Source organism: Acidiferrimicrobium sp. IK, from assembly GCF_025499425.1.
In the GTDB taxonomy this organism is placed as follows: Bacteria; Actinomycetota; Acidimicrobiia; order Acidimicrobiales; family Palsa-688; genus Acidiferrimicrobium.
The window spans coordinates 18,102-39,379 of sequence record NZ_JAIMCB010000021.1 but is presented as its reverse complement, the minus strand read 5'-3'; the positions used below and the strand labels follow the sequence as shown (position 1 = coordinate 39,379).

At 70.0% G+C, this 21,278-nt stretch carries 37 protein-coding genes and 1 pseudogene; 19 read left to right on the top strand and 19 right to left on the bottom strand.

Translation table 11 applies throughout. The annotated features are described in order from the left end of the window. Window positions 1-174 precede the first annotated feature (174 nt). Window positions 175-867 (top strand): DinB family protein, encoded by a 693-nt coding sequence (locus K6U06_RS22710; RefSeq protein WP_262324266.1) that lies wholly within the window; start codon window positions 175-177, stop codon window positions 865-867. A gap of 22 nt (window positions 868-889) precedes the next feature. Continuing rightward, entirely contained in the window at window positions 890-1,177 is a 288-nt protein-coding gene (locus K6U06_RS22705; RefSeq protein WP_262324265.1) for a hypothetical protein, read from the top strand. A gap of 28 nt (window positions 1,178-1,205) precedes the next feature. Here K6U06_RS22705 and K6U06_RS22700 read toward each other — a convergent pair whose 3' ends face one another. Next, on the bottom strand, window positions 1,206-1,559 hold the full coding sequence (locus K6U06_RS22700) for a VOC family protein (protein WP_262324264.1): 354 nt from the start codon (window positions 1,557-1,559) through the stop codon (window positions 1,206-1,208). 36 nt (window positions 1,560-1,595) lie between these two features. After that, window positions 1,596-2,156 carry a cysteine hydrolase family protein gene (locus tag K6U06_RS22695; RefSeq protein WP_262324263.1) on the bottom strand — a complete coding sequence of 187 codons (561 nt, stop codon included), beginning with the start codon at window positions 2,154-2,156 and terminating at the stop codon, window positions 1,596-1,598. Between the two features lie 302 nt (window positions 2,157-2,458). On the opposite strand from K6U06_RS22695, the gene K6U06_RS22690 reads away from it, so the two are divergent. Genes K6U06_RS22690 through K6U06_RS22680 form a run of 3 tightly spaced genes read left to right on the top strand, consistent with a single transcriptional unit; the run spans window position 2,459 to window position 3,625 of the window. Next, window positions 2,459-2,731, top strand: a complete 273-nt coding sequence (locus K6U06_RS22690) for an SRPBCC family protein (protein ID WP_262324262.1) — start codon at window positions 2,459-2,461, stop codon at window positions 2,729-2,731. Between the two features lie 16 nt (window positions 2,732-2,747). Then, window positions 2,748-3,098 (top strand): ArsR/SmtB family transcription factor, encoded by a 351-nt coding sequence (locus K6U06_RS22685; protein ID WP_262324261.1) that lies wholly within the window; start codon window positions 2,748-2,750, stop codon window positions 3,096-3,098. Further along, the gene (locus K6U06_RS22680) at window positions 3,095-3,625 is read left to right on the top strand and encodes an SRPBCC family protein (RefSeq protein ID WP_262324260.1); all 531 of its coding nucleotides are present in this window, start codon (window positions 3,095-3,097) and stop codon (window positions 3,623-3,625) included. Before K6U06_RS22685 ends, K6U06_RS22680 begins: the two co-directional genes overlap by 4 nt. A 72-nt stretch (window positions 3,626-3,697) precedes the next feature. Here K6U06_RS22680 and K6U06_RS22675 read toward each other — a convergent pair whose 3' ends face one another. Then, window positions 3,698-3,823 (bottom strand): hypothetical protein, encoded by a 126-nt coding sequence (locus K6U06_RS22675; RefSeq protein ID WP_262324259.1) that lies wholly within the window; start codon window positions 3,821-3,823, stop codon window positions 3,698-3,700. 112 nt (window positions 3,824-3,935) lie between these two features. On the opposite strand from K6U06_RS22675, the gene K6U06_RS22670 reads away from it, so the two are divergent. The 5 genes from K6U06_RS22670 (at window position 3,936) to K6U06_RS22650 (ending at window position 5,988) form a co-directional block, all read left to right on the top strand. After that, the gene (locus tag K6U06_RS22670) at window positions 3,936-4,193 is read left to right on the top strand and encodes a hypothetical protein (RefSeq protein ID WP_262324258.1); all 258 of its coding nucleotides are present in this window, start codon (window positions 3,936-3,938) and stop codon (window positions 4,191-4,193) included. Beyond that, window positions 4,190-4,513 (top strand): type II toxin-antitoxin system PemK/MazF family toxin, encoded by a 324-nt coding sequence (locus K6U06_RS22665; protein ID WP_262324257.1) that lies wholly within the window; start codon window positions 4,190-4,192, stop codon window positions 4,511-4,513. The genes K6U06_RS22670 and K6U06_RS22665 overlap by 4 nt, the downstream gene beginning before the upstream one ends. A gap of 518 nt (window positions 4,514-5,031) precedes the next feature. After that, window positions 5,032-5,325: a type II toxin-antitoxin system Phd/YefM family antitoxin gene (locus tag K6U06_RS22660; protein WP_262324256.1), complete on the top strand. Its 294-nt coding sequence runs from the start codon at window positions 5,032-5,034 to the stop codon at window positions 5,323-5,325. Continuing rightward, window positions 5,322-5,741, top strand: a complete 420-nt coding sequence (locus K6U06_RS22655; RefSeq protein ID WP_262324255.1) for a type II toxin-antitoxin system VapC family toxin — start codon at window positions 5,322-5,324, stop codon at window positions 5,739-5,741. Before K6U06_RS22660 ends, K6U06_RS22655 begins: the two co-directional genes overlap by 4 nt. Window positions 5,742-5,847: 106 nt before the next feature. Further along, window positions 5,848-5,988: a hypothetical protein gene (locus K6U06_RS22650; RefSeq protein WP_262324254.1), complete on the top strand. Its 141-nt coding sequence runs from the start codon at window positions 5,848-5,850 to the stop codon at window positions 5,986-5,988. 119 nt (window positions 5,989-6,107) lie between these two features. Here the strand turns inward: K6U06_RS22650 and K6U06_RS22645 are convergent, their stop codons facing one another. Beyond that, window positions 6,108-7,403, bottom strand: coding sequence for a type II toxin-antitoxin system HipA family toxin (locus K6U06_RS22645; protein ID WP_262324253.1), 1,296 nt, complete (start codon window positions 7,401-7,403; stop codon window positions 6,108-6,110). Next, entirely contained in the window at window positions 7,393-7,725 is a 333-nt protein-coding gene (locus K6U06_RS22640) for a helix-turn-helix domain-containing protein (RefSeq protein WP_262324252.1), read from the bottom strand. The genes K6U06_RS22645 and K6U06_RS22640 overlap by 11 nt, the downstream gene beginning before the upstream one ends. Window positions 7,726-8,019: 294 nt before the next feature. On the opposite strand from K6U06_RS22640, the gene K6U06_RS22635 reads away from it, so the two are divergent. The 3 genes from K6U06_RS22635 to K6U06_RS22625 are packed head-to-tail and all read left to right on the top strand — an operon-like array spanning window position 8,020 to window position 10,699. Next, window positions 8,020-9,447, top strand: coding sequence for an MFS transporter (locus K6U06_RS22635; protein ID WP_262324251.1), 1,428 nt, complete (start codon window positions 8,020-8,022; stop codon window positions 9,445-9,447). After that, complete coding sequence (locus tag K6U06_RS22630) at window positions 9,444-9,911, top strand: hypothetical protein (RefSeq protein ID WP_262324250.1); 468 nt, start codon at window positions 9,444-9,446, stop codon at window positions 9,909-9,911. Before K6U06_RS22635 ends, K6U06_RS22630 begins: the two co-directional genes overlap by 4 nt. Then, window positions 9,872-10,699: a MerR family transcriptional regulator gene (locus K6U06_RS22625; RefSeq protein WP_262324249.1), complete on the top strand. Its 828-nt coding sequence runs from the start codon at window positions 9,872-9,874 to the stop codon at window positions 10,697-10,699. Before K6U06_RS22630 ends, K6U06_RS22625 begins: the two co-directional genes overlap by 40 nt. 124 nt (window positions 10,700-10,823) lie before the next feature. Here K6U06_RS22625 and K6U06_RS22620 read toward each other — a convergent pair whose 3' ends face one another. Both K6U06_RS22620 and K6U06_RS22615 read right to left on the bottom strand, forming a co-directional pair. Next, complete coding sequence (locus tag K6U06_RS22620; RefSeq protein ID WP_262324248.1) at window positions 10,824-11,864, bottom strand: hypothetical protein; 1,041 nt, start codon at window positions 11,862-11,864, stop codon at window positions 10,824-10,826. After that, window positions 11,861-12,376 (bottom strand): SigE family RNA polymerase sigma factor, encoded by a 516-nt coding sequence (locus tag K6U06_RS22615; RefSeq protein ID WP_262324247.1) that lies wholly within the window; start codon window positions 12,374-12,376, stop codon window positions 11,861-11,863. Before K6U06_RS22615 ends, K6U06_RS22620 begins: the two co-directional genes overlap by 4 nt. A gap of 156 nt (window positions 12,377-12,532) precedes the next feature. Between K6U06_RS22615 and K6U06_RS24555 the strand changes: the two genes are divergently transcribed. Both K6U06_RS24555 and K6U06_RS22605 read left to right on the top strand, forming a co-directional pair. Next, window positions 12,533-12,754: a CopG family transcriptional regulator gene (locus K6U06_RS24555; RefSeq protein ID WP_316044748.1), complete on the top strand. Its 222-nt coding sequence runs from the start codon at window positions 12,533-12,535 to the stop codon at window positions 12,752-12,754. After that, window positions 12,745-13,173, top strand: a complete 429-nt coding sequence (locus tag K6U06_RS22605; RefSeq protein WP_410051128.1) for a PIN domain nuclease — start codon at window positions 12,745-12,747, stop codon at window positions 13,171-13,173. Before K6U06_RS24555 ends, K6U06_RS22605 begins: the two co-directional genes overlap by 10 nt. A 257-nt stretch (window positions 13,174-13,430) precedes the next feature. Here K6U06_RS22605 and K6U06_RS22600 read toward each other — a convergent pair whose 3' ends face one another. The 4 genes and pseudogenes from K6U06_RS22600 to K6U06_RS24865 form a co-directional block, all read right to left on the bottom strand. Further along, window positions 13,431-13,802, bottom strand: coding sequence for a hypothetical protein (locus K6U06_RS22600; protein ID WP_262324245.1), 372 nt, complete (start codon window positions 13,800-13,802; stop codon window positions 13,431-13,433). A gap of 8 nt (window positions 13,803-13,810) precedes the next feature. Beyond that, the gene (locus tag K6U06_RS22595) at window positions 13,811-14,065 is read right to left on the bottom strand and encodes a hypothetical protein (RefSeq protein WP_262324244.1); all 255 of its coding nucleotides are present in this window, start codon (window positions 14,063-14,065) and stop codon (window positions 13,811-13,813) included. A gap of 34 nt (window positions 14,066-14,099) precedes the next feature. Then, window positions 14,100-14,195, bottom strand: a pseudogene (locus K6U06_RS24870) (VOC family protein); the annotation flags it as partial. A 139-nt stretch (window positions 14,196-14,334) separates the two neighbouring features. Beyond that, on the bottom strand, window positions 14,335-14,505 hold the full coding sequence (locus K6U06_RS24865) for a hypothetical protein (RefSeq protein WP_410051127.1): 171 nt from the start codon (window positions 14,503-14,505) through the stop codon (window positions 14,335-14,337). Window positions 14,506-15,033: 528 nt separating this feature from the next. Between K6U06_RS24865 and K6U06_RS22585 the strand changes: the two genes are divergently transcribed. Next, window positions 15,034-15,174, top strand: a complete 141-nt coding sequence (locus K6U06_RS22585) for a hypothetical protein (protein WP_262324243.1) — start codon at window positions 15,034-15,036, stop codon at window positions 15,172-15,174. Window positions 15,175-15,187: 13 nt separating this feature from the next. Here K6U06_RS22585 and K6U06_RS22580 read toward each other — a convergent pair whose 3' ends face one another. From K6U06_RS22580 to K6U06_RS22565, 4 genes are all read right to left on the bottom strand, one after another. Continuing rightward, window positions 15,188-15,637, bottom strand: a complete 450-nt coding sequence (locus K6U06_RS22580) for a type II toxin-antitoxin system VapC family toxin (RefSeq protein ID WP_262324242.1) — start codon at window positions 15,635-15,637, stop codon at window positions 15,188-15,190. Beyond that, on the bottom strand, window positions 15,634-15,885 hold the full coding sequence (locus K6U06_RS22575; RefSeq protein ID WP_262324241.1) for a type II toxin-antitoxin system VapB family antitoxin: 252 nt from the start codon (window positions 15,883-15,885) through the stop codon (window positions 15,634-15,636). Before K6U06_RS22575 ends, K6U06_RS22580 begins: the two co-directional genes overlap by 4 nt. Window positions 15,886-15,963: 78 nt before the next feature. Next, window positions 15,964-16,248, bottom strand: coding sequence for a DUF6295 family protein (locus tag K6U06_RS22570; protein WP_262324240.1), 285 nt, complete (start codon window positions 16,246-16,248; stop codon window positions 15,964-15,966). A gap of 41 nt (window positions 16,249-16,289) precedes the next feature. Further along, complete coding sequence (locus tag K6U06_RS22565) at window positions 16,290-17,033, bottom strand: dienelactone hydrolase family protein (RefSeq protein WP_262324239.1); 744 nt, start codon at window positions 17,031-17,033, stop codon at window positions 16,290-16,292. 95 nt (window positions 17,034-17,128) lie between these two features. On the opposite strand from K6U06_RS22565, the gene K6U06_RS22560 reads away from it, so the two are divergent. Next, the gene (locus K6U06_RS22560) at window positions 17,129-17,827 is read left to right on the top strand and encodes a DsbA family oxidoreductase (protein WP_262324238.1); all 699 of its coding nucleotides are present in this window, start codon (window positions 17,129-17,131) and stop codon (window positions 17,825-17,827) included. Between the two features lie 49 nt (window positions 17,828-17,876). Here the strand turns inward: K6U06_RS22560 and K6U06_RS22555 are convergent, their stop codons facing one another. Continuing rightward, window positions 17,877-18,260, bottom strand: a complete 384-nt coding sequence (locus tag K6U06_RS22555) for a type II toxin-antitoxin system VapC family toxin (protein ID WP_262324237.1) — start codon at window positions 18,258-18,260, stop codon at window positions 17,877-17,879. Next, window positions 18,257-18,475: a hypothetical protein gene (locus tag K6U06_RS22550; RefSeq protein ID WP_262324236.1), complete on the bottom strand. Its 219-nt coding sequence runs from the start codon at window positions 18,473-18,475 to the stop codon at window positions 18,257-18,259. The genes K6U06_RS22555 and K6U06_RS22550 overlap by 4 nt, the downstream gene beginning before the upstream one ends. Before the next feature lie 161 nt (window positions 18,476-18,636). Here K6U06_RS22550 and K6U06_RS22545 point away from each other — a divergent pair, with 161 nt between their 5' ends. Then, window positions 18,637-18,882: an AbrB/MazE/SpoVT family DNA-binding domain-containing protein gene (locus K6U06_RS22545; RefSeq protein ID WP_262324235.1), complete on the top strand. Its 246-nt coding sequence runs from the start codon at window positions 18,637-18,639 to the stop codon at window positions 18,880-18,882. Continuing rightward, a complete protein-coding gene (locus K6U06_RS22540) occupies window positions 18,879-19,289 on the top strand; it encodes a PIN domain-containing protein (RefSeq protein WP_262324234.1) in 411 nt (136 codons plus the stop codon). The genes K6U06_RS22545 and K6U06_RS22540 overlap by 4 nt, the downstream gene beginning before the upstream one ends. A gap of 94 nt (window positions 19,290-19,383) precedes the next feature. Here the strand turns inward: K6U06_RS22540 and K6U06_RS22535 are convergent, their stop codons facing one another. Further along, complete coding sequence (locus K6U06_RS22535; RefSeq protein WP_262324233.1) at window positions 19,384-19,716, bottom strand: hypothetical protein; 333 nt, start codon at window positions 19,714-19,716, stop codon at window positions 19,384-19,386. 106 nt (window positions 19,717-19,822) lie between these two features. Next, window positions 19,823-21,232, bottom strand: a complete 1,410-nt coding sequence (locus tag K6U06_RS22530) for a DHA2 family efflux MFS transporter permease subunit (protein ID WP_262324232.1) — start codon at window positions 21,230-21,232, stop codon at window positions 19,823-19,825. Window positions 21,233-21,278: the final 46 nt, after the last annotated feature.

Sequence of the window (21,278 nt, the reverse complement as noted above, 5' to 3'; positions counted from 1 at the left end):
GTAGGAGGGGAGCGACGCCCGCTTCGGCAGTGGACCACCAGCTTGCGCCCCGCCGGCGCGTCGGGGGACATCCCGTCCCGCGTCGTTGGCCTGCCGGGGCGCGCTCACCAGCCCAGTATCCCGCTCCCCGCCGCTTCCTGGAAGGAGGTATGTGTCTCTGGCACCATCGCAGGCGTGGAGTTCGTCGATCAGGATCTCTCCGCCGCCCGCTTCGCCCGCTGCTCGCTTCGCGGCGCGGTCATCCGCGGATCGGACGTCACGGGGATGGAGATCGACGACCCGCACCTCCACGACGGCTCGGTGTGGGTCAACGGCGTCGACGTCGTCCCGCTCGTGGAGGCCGAGCTCAACCGCCGCTTCCCCGGCCGCGAGCTGAAGACCGCGGCTACTGCAGACGGCCTGCGCGCCGCGTGGGCCGCGGTGGAGAGGGCGTGGGCCGAGATCCAGCCGAGCGCCGCGGGTCTCCACGACGTCTCCGTCGGCGGGGAGTGGAGCTTCGCTCAGACCCAACGACACCTGGTGATGGCCACCAACGCCTGGTTGCACGGCGCGGTCCTCGGCCAGGAGCGGCCGTTCCACTGGATCGGCGTGCCGTTCGCGGAGTACGAGCTCGACGGCGGTGACACGACGATCTTTCGGGAACCGGGGTCGTACGAGGAGGTGCTCGCGGTCCGCGCTGAGCACCAGGCGGCGGTCCGGGACTACCTGGCCACGGTCACCGACGAAGCGCTCGGAGAGACCCGACCCCATCCGTGGGCGCCCCAGCAGCAGATCCAGGTCCTCCGTTGCGTGCACGTCATCCTCAACGAGGAGTGGGAGCACCACCGCTACGCAGCCCGGGACCTGCGGACCGCGGCGGCGCTTTAGCAGTCATTAGCCTCCCCAAACGGTGATCGAGATCCTGACCTTCCGCTTGGCGGAAGGAACCGACGAGGCGGACTTCCTCGAAGCCGACCGGGCCGTGCAGACCGAGTTCGCGTACCAGCAGCCAGGGTTGCTGCGCCGGACCACCGCCAAGGGCGCGGACGGCGACTGGGTGGTGATCGACGTGTGGCGCAGCCCCGAGGACGCCGACGCCTGCGACCGGGTGTGGGGTCAAGACGAGTGGACCGGGCGGTTCATGTCCCTCGTCGACGCCGCGTCGGCGCGGGTGGCCCGCTACCAGCAGCTCTCCTGAGGCCGCCCCGCAGGCTTGAGCGGCCGGGCTACTGCTGGACGAGGGCCAGCGGGTTGCCCTCGGGGTCCTCCGCGAACGCGATCGTCGGGCCGCCGGGGACGTCGAAGGGGTCCGACGCGGCCCGCCCGCCGAGCGCCGCGACCCGCTCCAAGGATTCGGTGAGGTCGCGCACCTGCACGTAGAGGACCACCCCCGGGCGGTCACCGGCGCGGATGTGGCCAGCCGGACCCGGATCGGGGCCGCCGAGGCCCGGCGCCACGGTCATCACCGGTCCGTCGCCGATGTCCCACTGGAACAGCGCCCGGTAGAACGCCGCCTGGGCCACCGGGTCGGCAGCCACGATCTCCCAGTGGACCAGCGGGCGGGCCCAATCATTGCCCACGGCGATGCCCTCCTGCTCGCCCGGAGCGGGTAGCGGTCACTCGCCTGCGCCGAAGCTCACCGCGGCCGTCTCCACGCTCCGCCCTCGCCGCCCCGGCGCCCGCTGCTCGTTCCAGTACAAGTTGGTGTGGGCGATCACCTTGTCGGGAGGCGGCGCACCGTACCCGCTCAGGTCCTCGGTGGTGTGGGCGTCGGCGACCAACGTCACGTCGTAACCCCGAACGAAAGCCCCGTGGATGGTGGACCGGATGCACGCGTCGGTCTGGGCTCCGGTGACCACCAGCCGCCCGACCCCCCGCTCGGCGAGCAACCCCTCGAGGTCGGTGCCCTCGAAGGAGTCGCCGTAGCCCTTGTGGACCAGAGGCTCCGGCTCGTGGCGGACCAGTTCCGGTACGTACTGCCAGCCGTCGCTGTCTCGGGGCAGCTGGTCGTCGGAGTGCTGCACCCACACCACCGGCACCCCCTCGTCGCGGGCTTTGTCCACCAAGGCGGCGATGTTGGCGACGACGCCCTCGCGGTTATAGGCGTCGGCCACCACCGCGTTTTGCACGTCGATGACCAGCAGCGCGGCGCTCGTGCGATTGAGAAGAGACGTCATTGAAACCTCCGCGGGCTCGGCGGATCGCGTCGGCCTTTCACAGTAGAACGCCCCGACGCCAGCCGGAGCGGGTGGTGGTCACCTGCACGGGATGTCCGCCGGTCGGGCCGCACCGTTGACGCCAGCGATGGTTGGCGTAGACTGACGGTTAGTCGTGGCTCACCAGGGTTCAGGCCCTGCGGAGCAGCGCAAGGAGGGGGAATGAGCCAGCCGTTTGAGGCCACCACCGGCCGCTCTTCGATCGTGGCGGACCTACCCGTCGAGGAGGCGTTCGGGGTCTTTGCCGAAGACCCCGGTCGCTGATGGCGACGTCGGTCAGTGTCGAAGTGGACCGCCCTGCGCCCGAGGTGTTCGACTACGTGACCGACCCCAGCCGCTTCTCGGAATGGCAAAACGGCGTAGTGGATGGGCACCGGCTCGCTGAGGGTCCCGGGTCGACCGGTGGACCAACGACCGACGTATCCGACATAGTCGAAGGTAGGTTCGTCGAGATCGCCGCCGGAACACGGGTCGTCCAGGAAGCAGCCAGGACCGAGACAGGCGCCATCGAGACCTTGACACCACCAAACGGTTAGTATTAGCTGACCGTCAGTGAATACTGACGAACGGCGGGCCGCGGTGCTCGATGCCCTTGGAGACCAGACCCGAAGGGCGATCGTCGACCTGCTCGTCGAGGGACCCCGAGCGGTCTCGGAGCTGGCCGAGGACCTGCCGGTTGGCCGCCCCGCGGTCTCCTTGCACCTCAAGGTGCTCCGGGAGGCCGGCCTGGTGAAGGACAAGGCCGTGGGGACCCGGCGCATCTACTCGATCGACCCTGCGGGGCTCGAAGTGCTGGGGGCCTACCTCGACCGGGTGTGGCAAGGCGCGCTGGCCAACTTCGCGGCGACCGCCGAAGCCGAACACCGAGCGAAGACAACCACCACGACCAGGGAGAGACGATGAGCGAATCAACCACGACCATCGAGCCGATCGTGCGAACGGTCACCGTGAACGCCCCGGTCGACACCTGCTTTCGCACGTTCGTCGAGCGATGGGCGCAGTGGTGGCCGCCGGAGCACCACATCGGCCCGGACCGCGAGATCACCGAGCTCCACCTGGAGGGAAAGGTCGGAGGGCGGGCCTACGACATAGACACGACTGGTGCCGAATGCCAGTGGGGGACGGTGATCGCGTTCGACCCGCCGCGGCGCCTGGTGATCGCATGGCACATCCAGCCTGACTTCACGACCATCGACCTCGACCCGGCCCGCTCGAGCGAGGTGGAGGTGACCTTCAAGGCGGCGGGGGAGGAACGGACCGAGGTCCGCCTCGTCCACGGTCACCTGGAGCGGCACGGCTCCGGCGCAGGGTCGATGCACGGCAGCGTCGGCAACGACGAGGGCGGTTGGGGCTTTCTCATCGCCCGGTTCGCCGACGTCGCCGAGGGCCGCGCCCCTCGACCTTTGCCGGCCGCTCCGAGCGGCGTCTGAACCCACCCGGCGCGGTGGTCCCCCATGCGCCGGGACCACCGCGTGGGCCGCTCGAGCGGAGCCCCATGCTCCTCACAGGGCTACCAAGACCACCACGAGCAACACCGCGATGAGCACTCCGACGGCCACGGTGATCGAGAACACGATGTTGCCCTGGCGCTCCACGGCCCGTCGCTGCTCCTCGTCGGGGTCCTCCACAGTCCTCCCTGCACCGGTGACCGCTGAGGTAACTCCTAGCACGCTACCGACGGGGCTGCTGGGTTCTCGCCGGCCGATGACGGGTCTACCACCATTCGGCAGTATCAATGGTATGGCGAAAGAGAAGGCGACAATCACGCTTGACCGGCGCAAGGCGGAGGAGGCCCGAGCCCTCGTCGGCGCCGAGTCCACTTCGGCGGTGGTCGATGTCGCCCTCGACCGGCTCATCCGCCTCGAGCGTCTTCGACGTGACATCGGCGCCTACAGGGCCACGCCGCCCACCGACGACGAGGTCGCCCTAGCCGAGCTCGCCGGCGGGGGGCTGCTCGACGACGACACCGACTGGGCCGCCCTCTACAGCGAAGAGTGACCGCCATCCCACGAAGGGGCGAGGCGTGGCTCGCCGAGGTGGACAAGACCCGTCCCGTCATCGTGCTCACCCGCACTCCCGTGGGCCGGTACCTCAACGCGGTGCTGGTCGCTCCGGTCACCTCGACGGTGCGAGGGGTCTCGACCGAGGTGCCCGTCGGTCCCGCCGATGGCATCCGTGTCGAATCGGTCGCCAACCTGGACAACGCTCAACTTCTCGCCCGGACCCGTCTTGTTCGCCGCGTCGGCCAAGTCACACCCGACACGATGTCTCGCCTCTGCGACGCGCTGGCCATCGCCGTCGACGGCACGCCGAACTGATCAAAGCCAGCGTCGCCTGGCTCATCGCACCCCAGATTGAAGGGGGCTGGGTCCGCGTCCGGTGCGGGTGCTGCCTGCCGAAACACTGGACGAGAGACGGTCTGCACCCAGGGAAATGGCTCACCCTGCCAATGATGAGGGCGGCCAGCAGGATGTGCCCACCGGCGGACGACAGCGACTGCCCGCAGACGGCCGCTGCCCTCACTCAGGGTGAGAGCGATCGCCGAGCCGCTCGCAGCCCGAGCCGTCGCTGTGTCGCTGTCGAGATCCGCCGGGGTGCTGGCTCCGGCCACGCCGATCACCCGTAGAACGGGCGTTCGGGATGCTGGAGAGGTGTGGCGGGGCGATCGGTGGTCGTGGGGGAGGGGCGCGGAAGGTCCTTCGTGAGCTGTCGCGCATTACGCCCCTCCTCCCTCGGTCCCTCTCGTAGACGTCGCGCAGAGAATCCCAGTCGCACAAGACGATCCCGCTAAGGATGCTCATCGACAGATGCGCTACAAGAACGCTATATTGTTGCTATGAGCGTGGTGATACGGCAGTCGGAGTTGCGCAACGACAACGCGACGGTCATGCGCCGGGTGGCCGAGGGCGAGTCCTTCGTGGTGACCGTCAACGGTCGGCCGGTGGCTGATGTAGTGCCTCATCGCCAGGACACGCGCAGGCGTCGATTTGTGGCTGTCGCGGACTTGACTGAGGCGTTCGCCGCGGAGCCGATGGTGGACCCGAAGGCATGGCGGGACGATCTGGCTGCCGCCCAGGAGGCCTTCGGTCCCGATGAGCCCTCCGACCCGTTCGACCCGGAGAGGCATTGACCTCCGGCGAACCGCGCCGTGCTCTGCTCGACACCTCGGTGGTCATCGACTTCCCGGCCGCGCAGGTCGCTCGGGTGGTGGACGAGGTTGCGGTATCGGCAGTGACCATCGGTGAGCTGCAGTACGGCGTGGCCGTCGCGCCCGACCCGCTGACCCAGATGGCCCGGCGGCGACGGGTGCAAGCGATATTGGACCGGTTCGAGGTGCTGCCATTCGACGTGAGTGCCGCTGAGTACTACGGGGCGCTGGCCGGCCTCGTGCGCCAGCGTGGCCGTAACCCACGGCCACGCCGCATGGACTTGCAGATCGCCGCGACCGCAGCACGCCACGGTCTGACACTGTTGACCCGGAACGGTAGCGACTTCACCGGCCTGGAGTCAGCGCTGGCTGTAGTCGACCTCCCGGACCAGCCGTGAGGGACCGGCGGCCACGAACCCGGTGACCGATGTTCGCTTGGCGATTATCCAGCGGGCAGACGAAGGAGTGACAAGGTGGTGGGGCGAACATCTGGGCCCTGGACCGATGGCAGGACGAACCGACCAATCGAGACGGCCGGAGCACGACGCGCTGGCGTGGCTGACCCACGACGAGGTCACCAACCTGCGCCTGGCGGATCCTCGGCTGCCCGAAGTTGTACGAGCCGCGCTGGACCCGTCCACCTGACGCTGCGAGTCCCGCTGGACAATCCTGCTTCGGCGATGGCGATGGCGGTGGGACACCGCGCCCGGACGGCGATCGGTGTTGGTGTCCTTCGGCCGCCGATACGGAGCCCTGGCGAACTGTCAGGTCTGGTCCCACGAGGCGTACTCGGGGAGGATCTCACGGCGCCACAGCTGGGTGCGTTCGGACTTGGACAGCCGGGCTTCGTCGCAGACCTCTTTCCAGCACGAGTGGATGGTGTGTTGGACGTTGTCGATGATGGAGGCCGCGTCTGCATCAGTGATCCCGAAGGAGCGGGCTGCCTTCCGTGCGACACGGAACTGGCTGCTCCGCTCGCCATCAGCGCTCAGCCCGATGGCGTGGGTAGCCACTGATGTGGACCGTCGCTGGGGGGCGACGTCGAAGGCTGGTGTGAGGGACAGTTCGGTTCCGTCCCAGAACGCGGCGTGGTTGCGCAGGTGGTCGTCGGTGTTGGACACGGCGATGTTCAGCACCATCCTGGTGAACAGTTCCCTCATCTGGGCGGCCGGCTCCGGCCAGCCGGCGAACCGGATCGCTGACGCCAATTCTGCGTACGAGCTGTAGCGGGCCGACAGTTCGTCCAAGCCGAGGACTGTCAGGGCGGAGACGACCATCAGGCGCCGGCCGTCGGCTGTCCGGTCGAAGCGCTCGACGAGCAGGACGTCGAGTCCTGCTGACTGGGTGACCGCGACTGGTGCCACGTCCAAGCCGACCCTGGCGGCGAGCAGCATGCCGACAGCTTCCGCTTTTACGACTGGGCGGTCGTCGGTAGAGGAGGAGAACTTGGCGATCCAGTGTCGGCCGCCGTCCGACAGCAGCGCTTTGGGTCGGGCCCCTCCCACCGACGTGGCGTGCCCGGCGGCGGCTAACAGGTCGTCGGGAAGCGGTTCGCCGGCTTCTATGAGCTCGGCGGCGCGCGCCAGCTGGGCCAGCGTGGCTGGCTCGCTGCGGGGCGCATATTCGGCGGGGGACCGCTGGAAGTCGATAGCACCGATCCGGTCGCTTCCGGACTCGAGGAGATACGTCAACTCGCCCAGGTCGGAGTCCGGGTTCGCGGCGACGCTGGCGTTGAGCACACGTCGTCCCCACGCGTCGGGTGCCGCGTCCCTGAGGCAGCCCGCCAGGGGGAGGGGTCGGCGGCCATCCGATGGCGAGTAGCCCCTCCAGTCCCGGTTCGGTAGGGGGTCAGCTGGGTCGAACGTGGTGTCTCGCAACGGCAGCTCGGGGCTGAACAGCGACAGCGCATCGGGCCTTTGCAGATAGGAACGGCCGTACGTGTAGGCCAGCACGGTCTCGCCGGCCAGGGACCGGTCCGTGCGAGCCAGCCCGCCGGCCACCACCGGCTCGGGCTGGCCGGGAAGCCAAACCCACACGTAGGCGTCGGGCTCAGAAGTCATTGACGATCACGGTCGGGCGGTGATGCACCCGGGCTGGCAGCAGTGCCAGGCGGTTCCGTTCGCTGCGGGCCACCGATGCGAGCTCGGCTCGGTCGCCGCCGAAGAGCGCCACGCCGCAGAGGACCGCGGCCTCGAACACCGTTCCTATCTGGGAGGTCGGCCGCCCGTTCTCGATTCGGCTTATCAGGGGGGCGCTGACGCCGACTCGTTCGGCTAGCTCTGCGGCGGTCCAGCCCAGCTCGCGCCGTGCCGCGGCGATCTGCGCTCCGAGGGCGGCCAGCGCGTCCAGGGTCTCCGGTAGGTAGGTGTGCTCACGCTTCACCGCGCCGCCCTCCGCTCCATGACATTAAACGACAGTATCACCGGTAACTGTTGGTTTATGTTATCGGTGGCGCCCGGCGCGGCGTGGCCTGCCCCTGGTGGGAGGCGCTGCCGATGTCCCGCTCAGCAACGGGTTGGAGCTCCCCGACGGGTTCGAGAGATCGGACCGAGCACCCGCCGGTGTCCACCGACAGGCGCGACCCTCGCCGGGCCCCTGCTGCCATCGGCACCCGTTGGGAGTACTCCAAAGCGGAGGTCTTGACTCTCCCGTCGCGGGAGGCTCGAGCCTGTCGCCATGAACAACCTCATGGTGTCCGATCCGGCTCGACCTGTCGTCTCCCCACGCCGCTTTCTCGGCGAGTGGGCCGCGCTGGTCGTCTTGATGTTCGGGACGTTCATGTACGTCCTGGACTTCTTCGTGGTCAACGTCGCGTTGCCGTCCATCCAGCGAGGGCTACACGCCGGCGCGGCCGATGTCGAATGGGTGGTGGCCGGCTACGCCCTGGTCATCGCCGCGGGCCTGGTGCTCGGCGGAAGGCTGGGCGATCTGCTCGGCCGGCGGCGGATGTTCGCGGCCGGCTTGGCCGCCTTCGCGGTCGCCTCCGCGGCGTGCGCCGTGTCGCCCGACGCCACGTCCCTGATCGCCGCCCGCCTGGTCCAAGGCCTCGGCGCGGCGCTAATGGCGCCCAACATCTTGTCGGTGCTCGGTGTGGTCTACACCGGCGCCCGGCGGGTGCGGGCCATCAGCATCTACGGCATGGTGATGGGCGCAGCTGCAGTGTCAGGCCAGCTGATCGGCGGCGGCCTGATAGCCAGCGGCCTCGGCTGGCGGGCGATCTTTTGGGTCAACGTGCCGGTCGGGTTCGCGGCGCTGGCCACCAGCCGTCGCTGGGTCCCCGAGTCTCGGTCGGGGGAGGGCCGCTCGCTCGACGTCGCCGGGTCGCTGCTGCTCAGCGCGGCGCTGGTAGCGGTGGTCCTGCCGTTGGTGACCGGCCGCGACCAGAGGTGGCCGGCGTGGTCGTGGGCGTGCCTGGCGGCGTCACCGGTGCTCTTCGGCGTGTTCTTCGCCCACCAGCGCTGGTACGCCGGGCGAGGCCGCGTCCCGCTGCTCGACCCGGAGATCTTCGCGGTGGCGGCGTTGCGGGCCGGGCTGATCACCCAAACCGCGTTCTGGTGTCAGCAGGCCGCGTCGTACCTCCTGCTGGCGTTGTACCTGCAGGAGGGCCGCCGCCTGTCACCGCTGGCGTCGGGAGGGGTGTTCGCCGCCCTGGCCGCCGGCTACCTGGCCACGTCGCTTCGGGCGCCGAGATGGGAGGAGCGTTTCGGCCGGCGGGTGATCACCGCAGGCGCCCTCGTCGCGGCCGGAGGTAACGGCCTGCTGTGGGCGTTCGCGGCCCACTACGGCACCGGCGGGGCGCTGACCGCGCTCTTGCCGGCGCTGTTCCTCGTCGGCGCCGGCCAGGGCCTGTGCATCACCCCGCTCACGGCCACGGTGCTCTCACACGCCACGCCGACGACCGCGGGGGCGGTGTCGGGGGCGCTGTCCACTATGCAGCAGGTGGGCAACTCGATCGGGGTGGCGGTCATCGGGATGCTCTTTTTCGACTCGGTCTCCCACGGCTACGGGGTGGCCTTCGAGCGAAGCGCCGCCGCCATGCTGATCCTCCTGGTCGGCGTGGCCGGCCTGGCCCGGGTCCTGCCGGATCGGACGGTCCGGCCGTGAGCGGCGCGCCGGTGGGCGGTCTGACCGCCCGGCAGTGGCGGCGTCTGCAACGACGGGCCCGAGCGGCGCACGAGCGCCAGGTGCTCTGGGCGGCCCGCCGTCTCACCGGGTCCGCCGACATGACCGCGGAGGCGTCGGTGGGCGGGGTGGTCTGCGTCCGAAACGCCCGGTGGCAGGTCGCGCTGGCCGGGACCGTCGTGGCCGGGACCGTAGTGGCCGGGACCGTGGTGCCCGGGTCGGGGCGGGCCGCGCCGTGCCGCCTCGACGGCGTCGGCCGCTACGGCCGGTGGTGGTGGTTGCGGTTGATCACTGGCGGCCGAAGCGTCACCGTGCTCGGCAGCCACCTGCGGGTGGACCGCCTCGGCGACGGAGGCGACGAAGGGACCCTTGACTCTCCCGCGGGGGGAGAGCTGATACTGGCGGCATGCGACTGCGGCTGTCCATCGGCGACTTCTCCCGGATGACGCATCTGAGCGTCAAGGCCCTGCGCCACTACCACGACCTGGGGATCCTCGAGCCGGTCGAGACCGACCCCTACACCGGCTACCGCTACTACGAGCCCGAGCAGGTCCCGGTGGCGCAGGTCATCCGCCGCTTCCGGGACCTCGGCATGCCCCTCGACCAGGTGAAAGCGGTCCTCGACGCTCCCGACGTGCCCAGCCGCAACAAGGCCATCGTGGTCCACCTGGAGCACATGCAGACCGAGCTGGCCCGGACCCAGGCCACCGTCGCCGGCCTGGAGGCCCTGCTCGAAGGGCCGCCCCGGCGGATGCCGGTGACGTTGCGGTCGATCCCCGACGCCGACGTCGTCGCCATCCGCGAGGTCGTGGACACCGCCGACTTCGCCCCGTGGTGGATGGGCGCCTTCGACGAGCTGCGCCAGACAGTCGCCGGGGACGGAGCCGAACCGGCCGGTACCGCAGGGGCGCTGTATCCCGGCCAGTTCTTCGAGCTCGACCGGGCCGAGGTGACCGCCTTCGTCCCGGTCTCGCGCCCGGTCAGGTCCAAGGGTCCGGCCTCGCGGGTCGAGTCGTTGCGGGTCCCCGGCGGAGAGTTCGCGGTCGCCTTGCACGCCGGTCCGCTCGAAGAGGTCGACCGCACCTACGGCGCCCTCGGCACCGTGGTGGCCGAGCGGACCATCGGCATCGACGGGCCGATCCGCGAGTACTACCTCGTCGGCTTCGCCGACACCGACGACCAAGAGCAACACCGCACAGAGGTGTGCTGGCCGGTGTTCCAGACCGCGTCGTAGACGCGACGCCACTGCCGCGTCGACGCCCGAACCGACGCCCGAACCGACGCCTGAACCGGCAGCGGTCCCGCAGGCGCTCGGCCTGCGGGACCACTGCGGCGGCGCCGCTCGGAACGCTCGGGGTTTAGAAGCGGCCGGCCTCGATGTTCGCCACCGTCACACGCGAGACGTGGCAGCTGACGGTGACGCTGGGGGCGGCGCCGTTGGTGGCGCCCACGAAGCTGATCGGGATACCGGTGGCGGCCCCGATGGTGATGGTCTCGCGGTAGTTGGCGGGCAGGTCTGGTTGGCCGCTGGCGCTGATGGCGAGGGCTGCCTGACCGGCGGCCTGGGTGTGGGTGACGGTGATGCCCGGCAACGTGGACAGCAGCCGGAGGATCCCGGCCCGGACCTGAGGGTTGCCCGACCCGGCCTGAAGGGCGTCTTCGGAGTCCATCCAGATGTAGTTGTCGGTGTCGAAGGTGCCGGTGCCATCCTTGACCTTCTGGATGAGGCCGGGGTCCGACTTGCCTGCCGCGGCCAGCTTCTGAGCGACCATCTGTGCGTCGAGGGCTCGCTGCGTCGCGCTCTCGGTCGGCGGTTTGCCGTCGGCGAAGGGGGCGTAGGCCATACGGTGGGCGGCGACCGTGAGGTCCCCGGTGGCGGCGTACTCCGCGGCGGCGACCTCCCGGGCGGACACCCCGCTGTCCAGGTTGGCGTTGGACTTGATGGCGGCGGGCAGGCCGGACTCGGTCTCGGAGTAGAAGTACTTGCCGCTGTCGGTGTAGAGGTCGAAGCCTTGCATCGGAGCCCGGCCGGGATAGGACTGGGTCCGCTGCACCAAGGTGGCGTCGCCCGGCTGTTGGGCGGGGTTGGCGGTGATGTAGGAGGCCAGCTGGGTCAGGGTCTGGTTCCCCCCGGGGACGGCGGCGATGGTCCCGCCGCCGGCGGTGGCGGTGGCGATGGTCCCGCTCGGCCCCCGGTGGGTAGCGGCGCCAGTCGCGGTGACGGCCACCACCGCGGCAGCCGCGCCGACGGCCACCCCCGCGGTGGCCCGGGCCGCGAAGGCCCGCCGCCGGAGAGCGGTGCCGCGCCGGACGATCGAGGAGGTGTCGGGCTGGAACGGCTGGGAGGAGACGAGGTCTTCGAGGGCCTCGCCGAGGTCGTGTTCGGTGGGGGTGATCATAGGGTCGACTCCTGTCGGGTGATCAGGTCGTTGAGGGTGTGAAGGGCGCGGAAGGTCTGGCTCTTGACCGTCCCCTCGCTGCATCCGAGGATCGCGGCGGTCTCGGCCTCGGTCATGCCCTCCAGGTGGCGGAGGACGACGGTGGCTCTCTGCCGTTCCGGGAGGGCCAGGAGGGCGGCGAGCAGCAGATCCCGGCGGGCCAAGCCCCCCGACGCGTCCGGTTGGGACGGATCGGCGGGGTCGTGACTGCGGGTCTGCACATCGACTGGGGTCGCGGCGTGGCGGTTGCGCTTGAAGTGGCGGTTGGCCTCGTTGATGAGGATGCGCCGCACGTAGGCGTCGGGGCTGTCGGCGAGCTGCACGCGCCGCCAATGGCGGAACGTCTTGGCCAGTGCCTCTTGGACCAGGTCGTCGGCCAGGTGCCAGTCGCCGCAGAGCAGGTAGGCGGTGCGGTGCAACGGGGCGGCTCGGCTGCGGACGAACTGCCGGAACTGCTCTTCCGCCGCGCTCATCGATCGCTCGGGTGGGTGGTCATGTATGGATAGACAGGAGTCGCCGGAGAAAGGTTGTCAGGAAAAAGGAGCCGGAGCACGGTCACCTCCCTGCCGCGGCGGGCCTCTTCGCCCTGATGATATCGTAGGGTATCACCGTCGAATCGAGGAGGCCCTGTGCCCGACGTGTTGCTCCGGGACCTACCAGAGGACGTCTTGGCTGCGATAGATGCCAAGGCTCGACGGGTCGGCTTGTCGCGCGCGGAGTACATCCGCCGAGCCCTTTCTCGCGAGCGAGGCGACGTCCTCGCCGGCGTCGGGGTGAAGGACCTGGTCGTCTTCGCCGAGACCTTCGCCGACATCGAGGACGCTGACCTAATCCGCGAAGCTTGGTCGTGACCGCCTGGCTTATCGACAAGTCCGCTCTGGTCCGTCTCGCCCGCAGCCCCGACGCTGAAGCATGGGCTGCCAGGATCGAGCGCGGGCTGGTCCGGATCTGTACGGTCACCCGCCTCGAAGTGGGATTCTCAGCCCGCTCCGGCAAAGACATCCGAACCGCCTACGAGCTTCCTCCGTTGGCCCGCATGCCTGTCGAGTACCTCACCCCGGCCATCGAAGACCGCGCCGTGGCTGTCCAGGTAGCGCTTGGCGAACGGGGCCAACACCGGACGGCATCGATCCCCGCTCTGCTCATAGCGGCCACCGCGGATCTGGCCCAGCTCACCGTCCTCCACGACGACAAGGACTTCGAGCTCATCGCCGATGTCACCGGACAACCCGCCGAACGGCTCATAACCAGCCGACCATCGAGCGAGTAGCGCACCTCGAGGGGTACATCTCGTCGCTCCTCGGGTGGCGGGGCCAGCGGAAGGTGCCCGCAGGCGGCCAGGACAGCAACACCAGCCACGACCACTCCGGGTGACTGAATGGTCGAGGCGGGCAGCGAGACGAGGCCGGCAGCGCGGCGAGTGCTCGCAGTACGCGCCGAGCGAGCCGCGTCGGAACGCCTGTCGTGTTCCTCGGGCTCGCATAACGGCGACGGTGCCCGGGAGCTCATCGATCTGCGCACCACTGCTCAGCACGGGATGACGGGTATCGACCGGCCGGAGGCCACGACGAGCGGGCGGATGTCACCGGGGTCGCTGGTCAGGACGCGATCTCCTGTTGCGGACACGGCCACCACGCTCGCGTCTGCAGCATCGGTCATGCCGGCTTTACCGAGCAGGACGCCCGCCTGTCGGCCCAGCTGGTCGTCGACGGCCTTGATGTCGACGGACTTGAGCAGGTGGGCAAGACTCGCCTGTCGCCCGGCCGGGTCGCGCCACACCTGGGTGACGACGACGCCAGTGGTGCGTAGCTCCAGTCCGGCGTTCTGAGCTACACGTAGGCGCGCCATCATCGCTCGATCTCCGCGATCCGCGGCCACGAACGCGCCGGCGTCGAGCACAAGTGCGCTCACGCCGCCGGCCCGGTCGTGGCAGGCGACGGCAGCGCCAGCTCAGCTGCGGCAGTGGCCAATTCGTCGGCCGTCAGCGACCCGTGCTCGGCTTCCCAAGCGTCTAGGAACTCAGCCAGAGCTTCGCTGCGGAGCTTGGCTGCTGCCGCGTCCGCCAGCCACCGCGAGAGGCCGGCGCCCTGCCGTCGAGCAGCAGCTCGTACTGCGTCACCGAGTTCTGGCTCGAATGAAACGCTCAGCTTGTCAACCTTCATATTCCGATACTACCGCGGTGTGACCTACCACGGTAGGACGCAGGAGCATGCTGGGACCGAGGTGTTCGCAGTAGAAGGCCACGGCGGCGTCGACGTCGCGGACGATGTAACGCACGCTTACCGTCGCCATCCGATTTCCCTGTCTGGCCTCAACCGGACTGGCTCCACACTCGGAACGGATAGCCGGCAGCCCTTACGCCTTGACGGCTTGGCAACACCCGGTGGGCTGTCCGCAGAATCATCGTCCTACGGGCAGGCCTCAGGCAGGGTCAGGCGGGGGCTACGAAGATGCAGAACGGATGGCCGCCGGCCGGATCGGCATACACCCGGAGAGGCTCCTGCACGTCGTCCGAGCGGTCCAGCAAGAGTCGGGCGTCAAGCGCCGTCGCCCAGGAGTGCTGGTTCTCTAGCGCCCCGATCGTCGTCACGGTGAGGTCCAAGTGCAGCTGCTGGGGAACCTCGCCATGGGGCCACGTGGCCGCGTGGCCGCGGGGAGGGTGTCCACTTGCTGGAAGGCGATGCTCGGTCGGCCAGAGCCGTCTCGTAGAACGAGCCAGTCGGAGCCGTGTGTGTCGAGGTGGCCAACGTCGGGCGGTTCGTCACCGGGGCGATAGCTGTACCCGAGAGCTCCCGGTAGAACTCCGCCAGTTCTCGGACGTCCGTGCGTCCAAGACGACCTGCCTGAACCTCGGGTGGTCGGAGTTCACAAGCGCACGAGGTATACCTGCCACCTGTTGGGGGCTCGGGGTGCTTTCCGGGCACCCCTGTGACGGCGACGCCGCCGACCGCTCCGCAGGGGGATCCCCGAGTGACACCGGGCTGCTATTGCCACGGACACTAGGGGACCACCGCCACGGTCGGGCGGGCCAGGCTCGGTGCCAGCACCCCGCCTTGCCCGCGCAGTAGACCGGTCTCCGGGACGGCGTGGCGTTGGCGGCGGGTCATTCTCAAGGTTGAGGCGACAACCGGTGAAGGAGCCGCCAAGCTTGCCTTGGATCGTCTCAGTTGGCGCTCCCGGGCAACCGGCCGGCATGCAGGGCGAAGCCATCGCCTTGGCGGTGGCAGACAACGGCATCGGGATCGCCGCCGCCGACCTGCGCCACATCTAGGGGCGGCTCCCGGTCACTGCGTTTCCCGGGGACCCTCGGTCGTGGATGCGGGGCGGATGACGTCGAGGTCGGTCGCGGCGAAATCGTCGCCGGTGCAGAGCACCGGATGACCGGTTCGCTCCGCGAGCGCGTAGGTGAAGCAGTCTCCGAAGTTCAGTCCGGCAGGGTGGCGGCCTTTGCCGAAGCGTCGCCAACCACTCATGGCGCGGGCTGCTAGGTCGGCGTCGACCGGGACTATCTCGATCTGCGCGTCACGAAGGAATCGCTCCACCACGTCTTGGCCGGCGGGCCAAAACCGGGCCTCGATGACGATGCCCAACTCGACGCGGATCGCGGCTGGCATGAGACGGGCCACCGCGTTTTCGAGGTGCTCAGCGAGCTCATCACCTCCTGGCTCCCCGAGTACGACGGCGAGCGCGGCCGACGTGTCGACGACAACAGCCCGGCGCCTGTCCTCCCTCAACGCGGGAGGCCGGCGTCGTCGTAGCCGATGACCTCGTCTGGTGTCCGGTCGTCCGCGACGGGCAGGCTGGCAACGTCGGCTGCTAGGCGGGCAAGGCGGCGGCGGATACTGGCTGCCTGGCGGGCTTGCTCCCGTTGCAGGCGCTCCTGAAGGGCGGTGACCACCGCCTCGGTCAACGTCTCTCCGGTTTGTGAAGCGAGCTGTCTGGCCAGGCGGTCGGCTTCGTCGCTCTTGATGCTCAGCGCCATGAGGTAGAATTATAGAGCGTTAGGTAGGATTCTGCCTAATGGCCAGCAGCGCACCCGCCGCGGATGTTCGCACCTGGCTCAGGTGGCGCTGCGGGCCAGCGGCTTGACCAGACCGGGCGGGGCCTCGTCGAGGACGGTGAGGATCGCCTCGGCCAGGCGGCGGGCGGCCACCGGGTCCAGCTCCAGCGCGACGCGCGCCCCCGCCCCCTGCTCGGGGTTGAGGACGTCGATGTTGAGGGTGTGGTCGGCGGGGGCGCTGACCGGGTGGTCGAGGTAGACGGTGGCGTCGGTGACCGCGAACCAGCCGCGGGGACCCTTTCCCGAACCGCTCACCGTCACCTTCTCGGTCCTGTAAGTGCACATGGGGATCTCTCGCTCCTTGAGGGCAGTCGGTGGCCGGGTGGTCAGGCGCTCAGGTGGCGGCCGTAGAAGTCCCAGATCTTCTCCCACCCGTCCATCGCCGCCTCCGGCCGGTAGGAGGGGCGGTTCACCGCGAAGAACGCGTGCCCGGCGCCGGGGTAGCTGTGGAACTCGTGGTCCTTGCCGGCCGCATTCAAAGCGGCGTCGATCTCGGCCACGTGCTCGGGGGTGGGGTACTGGTCCTCGTCGCCGAACAGACCGAGGATCGGGCACGACACCTGCGGGGCCCGGTCGACGATCGGCGCCACCTGCAGCGGGAACCCCTCCGGCGGGGTGCCGGCGATGAACGCGCCGTAACAGACGACCGCGGCGTCGAGGGGGAGCGCGGTGGCGGCCAGGAACGACTGGCGCCCGCCCGAGCAGTAGCCGATCACGCCGACCTTCCCGTTGGAGTTGGTCAGCTGGCGCAGGTACGCGGCCGCGCCGGCGACGTCACCGACCAGCTCGTCGTCGCCCTTGCCGCCCTGCGCCCGGGCCGCGGCCGCCGCGTCGTCGGGCTGCGCGTTGGGCGCCACCCGCCAGTACAGGTTGGGGCAGACCGCGTTGTAGCCCTCCGCCGCGAACCGGCGGGTGATCTCCTTGGTCTCGCGGTCGTAGCCGGGCATGTGGTGGATCACCACCACCCCGCCCCGCGCGGCGCCGTCGAGGGGCCGCGCCGCGTACGCCTCGATCGGCTCGCCGCCGGCGCCGGCGATCATGATGGACTCGGCTAGGACCGCGTCGTACACGGGCGTCCCTCCTGAAGGTTCGTCTGGTTAAGGATTATCCGGGACCGTACCCGGACGCCCGGAAGAATCCCCAACCCCGCGGGGTTGCACCCGGCATGCAGGTCGAGATCTGGTCAGACGTCGTGTGCCCGTGGTGCTACATCGGCAAGCGCCGCTTCGAGAAGGCGCTGGCCGACTTCGAGCACGCCGACGAGGTCACCGTGAGGTGGCGCAGCTTCGAGCTGGACCCCAACGCCGCATTCCTGCCCGGTCGTTCGATGGCCGAGCAGCTGGCCGCCAAGTACGGCAGGACCGTCGAGCAGGCCGGGGAGATGCTCCGCTCGATGGACCGCATGGCCGCGGCCGAGGGCCTCGACTACGACCTGGCGTCCACGACCGGCGGCAACACCTTCGACGCCCACCGCCTGCTCCACCTGGCCGAGGACCACGGGCTCGGCCCGGACATGAAAGAGGCCCTCCTCCACACCTACTTCGTGGAGCGGGTGGCGGTGAGCGACCCCGACGTGCTGCGCCGGGTCGCGGCGAAGGTCGGACTGCCCGCCGCCGAGGTCGAGGAGGTCCTCGCCGGTGACCGTTACGCCGACGCGGTGCGCGCCGACGAGCGAGAGGCGCACGAGCTCGGCTGCACCGGTGTGCCCTTCGCGGTGGTGGACCGCAAGTTCGCGGTGCCCGGCGCTCAGGAGCCCGACACGTTCCTGGCCGTGCTGCGCAGGGCGTGGGATCAGGCCCATCCCGTGCTGGAGACGGTGGAGGGCGGCGGGCCGTCTTGCGACGGGGACAGCTGCAGCATCTGACCAGGATCACCTACCGCCGTAGCACCCAGGCCTCGAGGGGACTGCGACATCACGGGAGGACGGCCACTCCCCGCCGCCGTGCGATCGACGCCAGAGCGGCGTCGAAGGTCGCCAGCGAGGTCTGATGGTGCAGGGCGACGTCCAGCACGCAGCAGTCGGGCAGTTTGAGGCCGGTGCCTGCCCGCAGCTCGGCCAGCCGCAACGCTTCGTCGTCATCGCGGGGGGCGACGCCCACGCCGGCCGCTCGCAGGTGGTCGCGCATAGCCGCACCGCGGCCGATGCGACACCCGCCCACCAGCACCTCTGCCATCGTGAGGGTGTGGACCAGCGTGGACCCCGGTTTGGCGTCGAAGAGGATGGCGGTCGCCGCCTCGTGATGCGAATCGACCGGGTCGAAATGAGCGATCAGCACCCGGGCGTCCAGCGTGATCACGCCGGCCAGTCCTCGCGCAGGTCGCCGAGGTAGCCGGGCCCGAACGCGTCAGGGTACGCCCCGCTGCTGGCGGCGACAGCAGCGCGGTGCGCTTCGGCGTCGAGCTGCTGGCGCTGCTCCAACGACTCGCCACCGAGCGCGATCAGTCGCAGAAGCAACTTGGAACGTGAGTCGCCCGGCCACCGCTCGGCCGCCCGATCGAGCGCACGGGCCACGGCTGGAGTCTCTGTCACCTGATGGCGGGGACGGGCGGTCGGCACTCGCCAAGTGTCCACCAGACACCGAAGTGGGTCCACCGGGTCGGCTGGCGTATCTCCGGGGGGTCGGGCCGCCGGCCGACCAGGTAGACTTTCCTTACCTACAGTAAGGAGCCGTGGTGGCGTCGGCGACGGTCACGAGCAAAGGTCAAGTCACCATCCCTGTCGAGGTGCGTACCAAGCTGGGCTTGCGGGCCGGGTCGCGCCTGGCCTTCGTTCCCACTGCGGCCGGCGGCTACGAGATCTACCCGGAGGCCGCGTCGGTCAAGGACCTGAGGGGCGCGCTGCCACGGCGGCCACGGCCGGTCACCGTGGAGGAGATGAGTGACGCCGTCGCGTCGGGTGCGACCGCCGATCAGCGGTGATCGGGCTCGACGCCAATGTGGTCGTCCGCTACCTCGCCCAGGACGACCCTGACCAATCCGCCGCAGCGTCCGCGTTGATGGATGAGCTGACCGAGACCAACCCGGGATATCTGAGCTTGGTGACGGTCGTCGAGATCTACTGGGTGCTGCGTCGCTCCTACGGGGTGACGGCCGCCCGTGGCGGTGAGTTGCTCGACGGTCTGGTGCACGCGCGGGAGCTGCGTATCGACCGTGGCGAAGTCGTCCGGGCGGCCTTGACCGCTGCGGAGAGCGGCGTGGACTTCCCCGACGCTGTCATCGCGGAGCTCGGCCGTGGCGCCGGTTGCCGCCACACCGTCACCTTCGACCGGCGCGCAGCACGATCCGGAGCGATGCACCTCCTCGGCGCGGCTCGACCCGGCCGCTGACGGCGGGAGGCCCGGGCGGCGGCGCTGATCGCGGGAGACCGCCACCACCCCCGAATGAGCGTCGAGCGCCCGCCAGATCTCGCCGAGCGCGCTGCTACGGCCGGTCGCCGGCGTCGAGGTCCCAGCCGACGTCCTCGGGTTCGGGCGTCCTGGCCACCTGGTCGGGGTCGATGCCGTCGGGGTCGTCCATCCCCCCGTCGAGCATGGCCATCCGGTCGGGGTCGTCGAGGTTGGCGCCGATCTCCTCGTTTTCGACCTGGTCGACGGGCATCTCGGTGAGGCGGGTCAGGTCGGCCTCCGCGCCGCTGACCCCGGTCGCTCCGGGGTCCTCGGCGCCGCCGGTGGACCCGGTCTCGGCGACCTCGTCGTACTGCTCGTAGACCTCGGTCTGCTCGGGCGGCTCGTCGGGGATCGTCTGGTCACTCATCGGATCCAACCTACGGCGGTGACGCCGCCATCGGCGGGCCGTCCGGCGAAATACGCGCCCGCTGTCGCTTCTGAGCTAAGGGAATAGGCCGCCTGGAGGTTGGTGGCTACGCCGGCGCCATGACCTCGCTCACCGGAACGTCGCCGAGGGAAGCGGCCCGGCGCCGCCCCGGGATGGCGGCCGCGGCCAGAGCCCCCACCCCGACCACGCCGGCACCGACCCAGGTGGCCCAGCGCAGCCCGCCGGCGAAGCTCGCCGGGCTGGCGTAGCTGCCGTGGCCGGCGAACACGGTGGCCAAGACGGCGATCCCGAGGACGCCGCCCAGCTCCCGGATGGCGTTGTTGGCGCCCGACGCCGCGCCCTGGTCCGCGGCCGGAACGGCGCCGAGCACGACATTCGCCACCGGGATGAAGAACAACGCCATCCCCAGCCCGCAGAGCACGAACGGAGCGACCAGCGCCAGGTAGGTGGTGTGGGTGCCGATGAGGGCGGCGACCCACGCCAGGCCGGCGGCTTGGAGGGCCAGGCCGCCCACCATGAACGGGCGCCCACCGATGCGGTCCGACAGCGGGCCGGCGACGGGAGCTACGAGCAGGGGCATCGCGGTCCATGGGAGGGTGCGCAGGCCGGCCTCGAGGGGTGAGTACCCGAGGGCGGTCTGGAGGAACTGGGCCAGCAGGAAGATGCTGCCGAACATCCCGAAGCTGAACAGCAGCGACGCCGCGTTGGAGGCCGCGAAGGCCCGGTTGCGGAAGAACCGCAGCGGCAGCATGGGATGGGCGGCCCTGGCCTGCCAGAAGATGAAGCCGATCATGGCCACCACGCCCGCGGCGAGCGGGGCGAGCACCGCGGGGGAGGTCCACCCGTCGTCGCTGGCCTTGACCAGGCCGAAGACGATGCCGAACAGGCCGGCGCTGGCGAGGATCAGCCCGAGCGGGTCGAGGTGGGCCCGGGCCCTGGTCTCGCTCAGGCGGGTGGCGGCGAAGGGAAGGGCGGCCAGGCCGATGGGGACGTTGATCCAAAAGATCCACTGCCACGACGCCCCCTGCACGACCGCTCCGCCGACGAGAGGGCCGACGGCCACGGCCAGGCCGGACACCCCGCCGAGCACTCCGAGGGCGGCACCCCGCCGCTCGGCCGGAACAGCCGAGGCCAGGATGGTGAAGGTCAGGGGGAGGACCGCGGCCGCCCCGGCGCCCTGGACCGCCCGGGCGATCACCAGCACCGTCACGTCGGGGGCCATGGCCGCCCCGGCGCTGGCCAGGGTGAACACGGCCAGTCCCAGGGTGAGGACCCGCCGCCGCCCGAAGCGGTCGCCGAGGGCGGCGCCGGTGAGGATGAGCACCGCGAAGGACAGCGTGTAGGCGTTGATCGTCCATTCCAGGCTGGCGAGGCTGGCGTGGAGATGGCTGCGGATGGAGGGCAGAGCCATGGTCACGACGAGGTTGTCGAGGCTCACCATGAACGACGCCACCGAGGTGATGACGAAGGTCCAGATCAGTCGGCTGCGGGGCATGACTCTCCTGTTCAGATATAGAAGTGATTGATCACTAACTTCGATG

Excerpts from the sequence above, each read along its gene's own strand:
- K6U06_RS22635 (WP_262324251.1), top strand. The coding sequence starts at position 8,020 with ATGAACAACCTCATGGTGTCCGATCCGGCTCGACCTGTCGTCTCCCCA.
- K6U06_RS22560 (WP_262324238.1), top strand. The coding sequence starts at position 17,129 with ATGCAGGTCGAGATCTGGTCAGACGTCGTGTGCCCGTGGTGCTACATC.
- K6U06_RS22670 (WP_262324258.1), top strand. The coding sequence starts at position 3,936 with ATGGCGAAAGAGAAGGCGACAATCACGCTTGACCGGCGCAAGGCGGAG.
- K6U06_RS22680 (WP_262324260.1), top strand. The coding sequence starts at position 3,095 with ATGAGCGAATCAACCACGACCATCGAGCCGATCGTGCGAACGGTCACC.
- K6U06_RS22645 (WP_262324253.1), bottom strand. The coding sequence starts at position 7,403 with ATGACTTCTGAGCCCGACGCCTACGTGTGGGTTTGGCTTCCCGGCCAG.
- K6U06_RS22535 (WP_262324233.1), bottom strand. The coding sequence starts at position 19,716 with ATGAGTGACCAGACGATCCCCGACGAGCCGCCCGAGCAGACCGAGGTC.
- K6U06_RS22615 (WP_262324247.1), bottom strand. The coding sequence starts at position 12,376 with ATGAGCGCGGCGGAAGAGCAGTTCCGGCAGTTCGTCCGCAGCCGAGCC.
- K6U06_RS22575 (WP_262324241.1), bottom strand. The coding sequence starts at position 15,885 with ATGGCGCTGAGCATCAAGAGCGACGAAGCCGACCGCCTGGCCAGACAG.
- K6U06_RS22530 (WP_262324232.1), bottom strand. The coding sequence starts at position 21,232 with ATGCCCCGCAGCCGACTGATCTGGACCTTCGTCATCACCTCGGTGGCG.
- K6U06_RS22625 (WP_262324249.1), top strand. The coding sequence starts at position 9,872 with ATGCGACTGCGGCTGTCCATCGGCGACTTCTCCCGGATGACGCATCTG.
- K6U06_RS22570 (WP_262324240.1), bottom strand. The coding sequence starts at position 16,248 with ATGTGCACTTACAGGACCGAGAAGGTGACGGTGAGCGGTTCGGGAAAG.
- K6U06_RS22620 (WP_262324248.1), bottom strand. The coding sequence starts at position 11,864 with ATGATCACCCCCACCGAACACGACCTCGGCGAGGCCCTCGAAGACCTC.
- K6U06_RS22650 (WP_262324254.1), top strand. The coding sequence starts at position 5,848 with ATGGCAGGACGAACCGACCAATCGAGACGGCCGGAGCACGACGCGCTG.
- K6U06_RS22595 (WP_262324244.1), bottom strand. The coding sequence starts at position 14,065 with ATGAAGGTTGACAAGCTGAGCGTTTCATTCGAGCCAGAACTCGGTGAC.
- K6U06_RS22660 (WP_262324256.1), top strand. The coding sequence starts at position 5,032 with ATGAGCGTGGTGATACGGCAGTCGGAGTTGCGCAACGACAACGCGACG.
- K6U06_RS22695 (WP_262324263.1), bottom strand. The coding sequence starts at position 2,156 with ATGACGTCTCTTCTCAATCGCACGAGCGCCGCGCTGCTGGTCATCGAC.
- K6U06_RS22690 (WP_262324262.1), top strand. The coding sequence starts at position 2,459 with ATGGCGACGTCGGTCAGTGTCGAAGTGGACCGCCCTGCGCCCGAGGTG.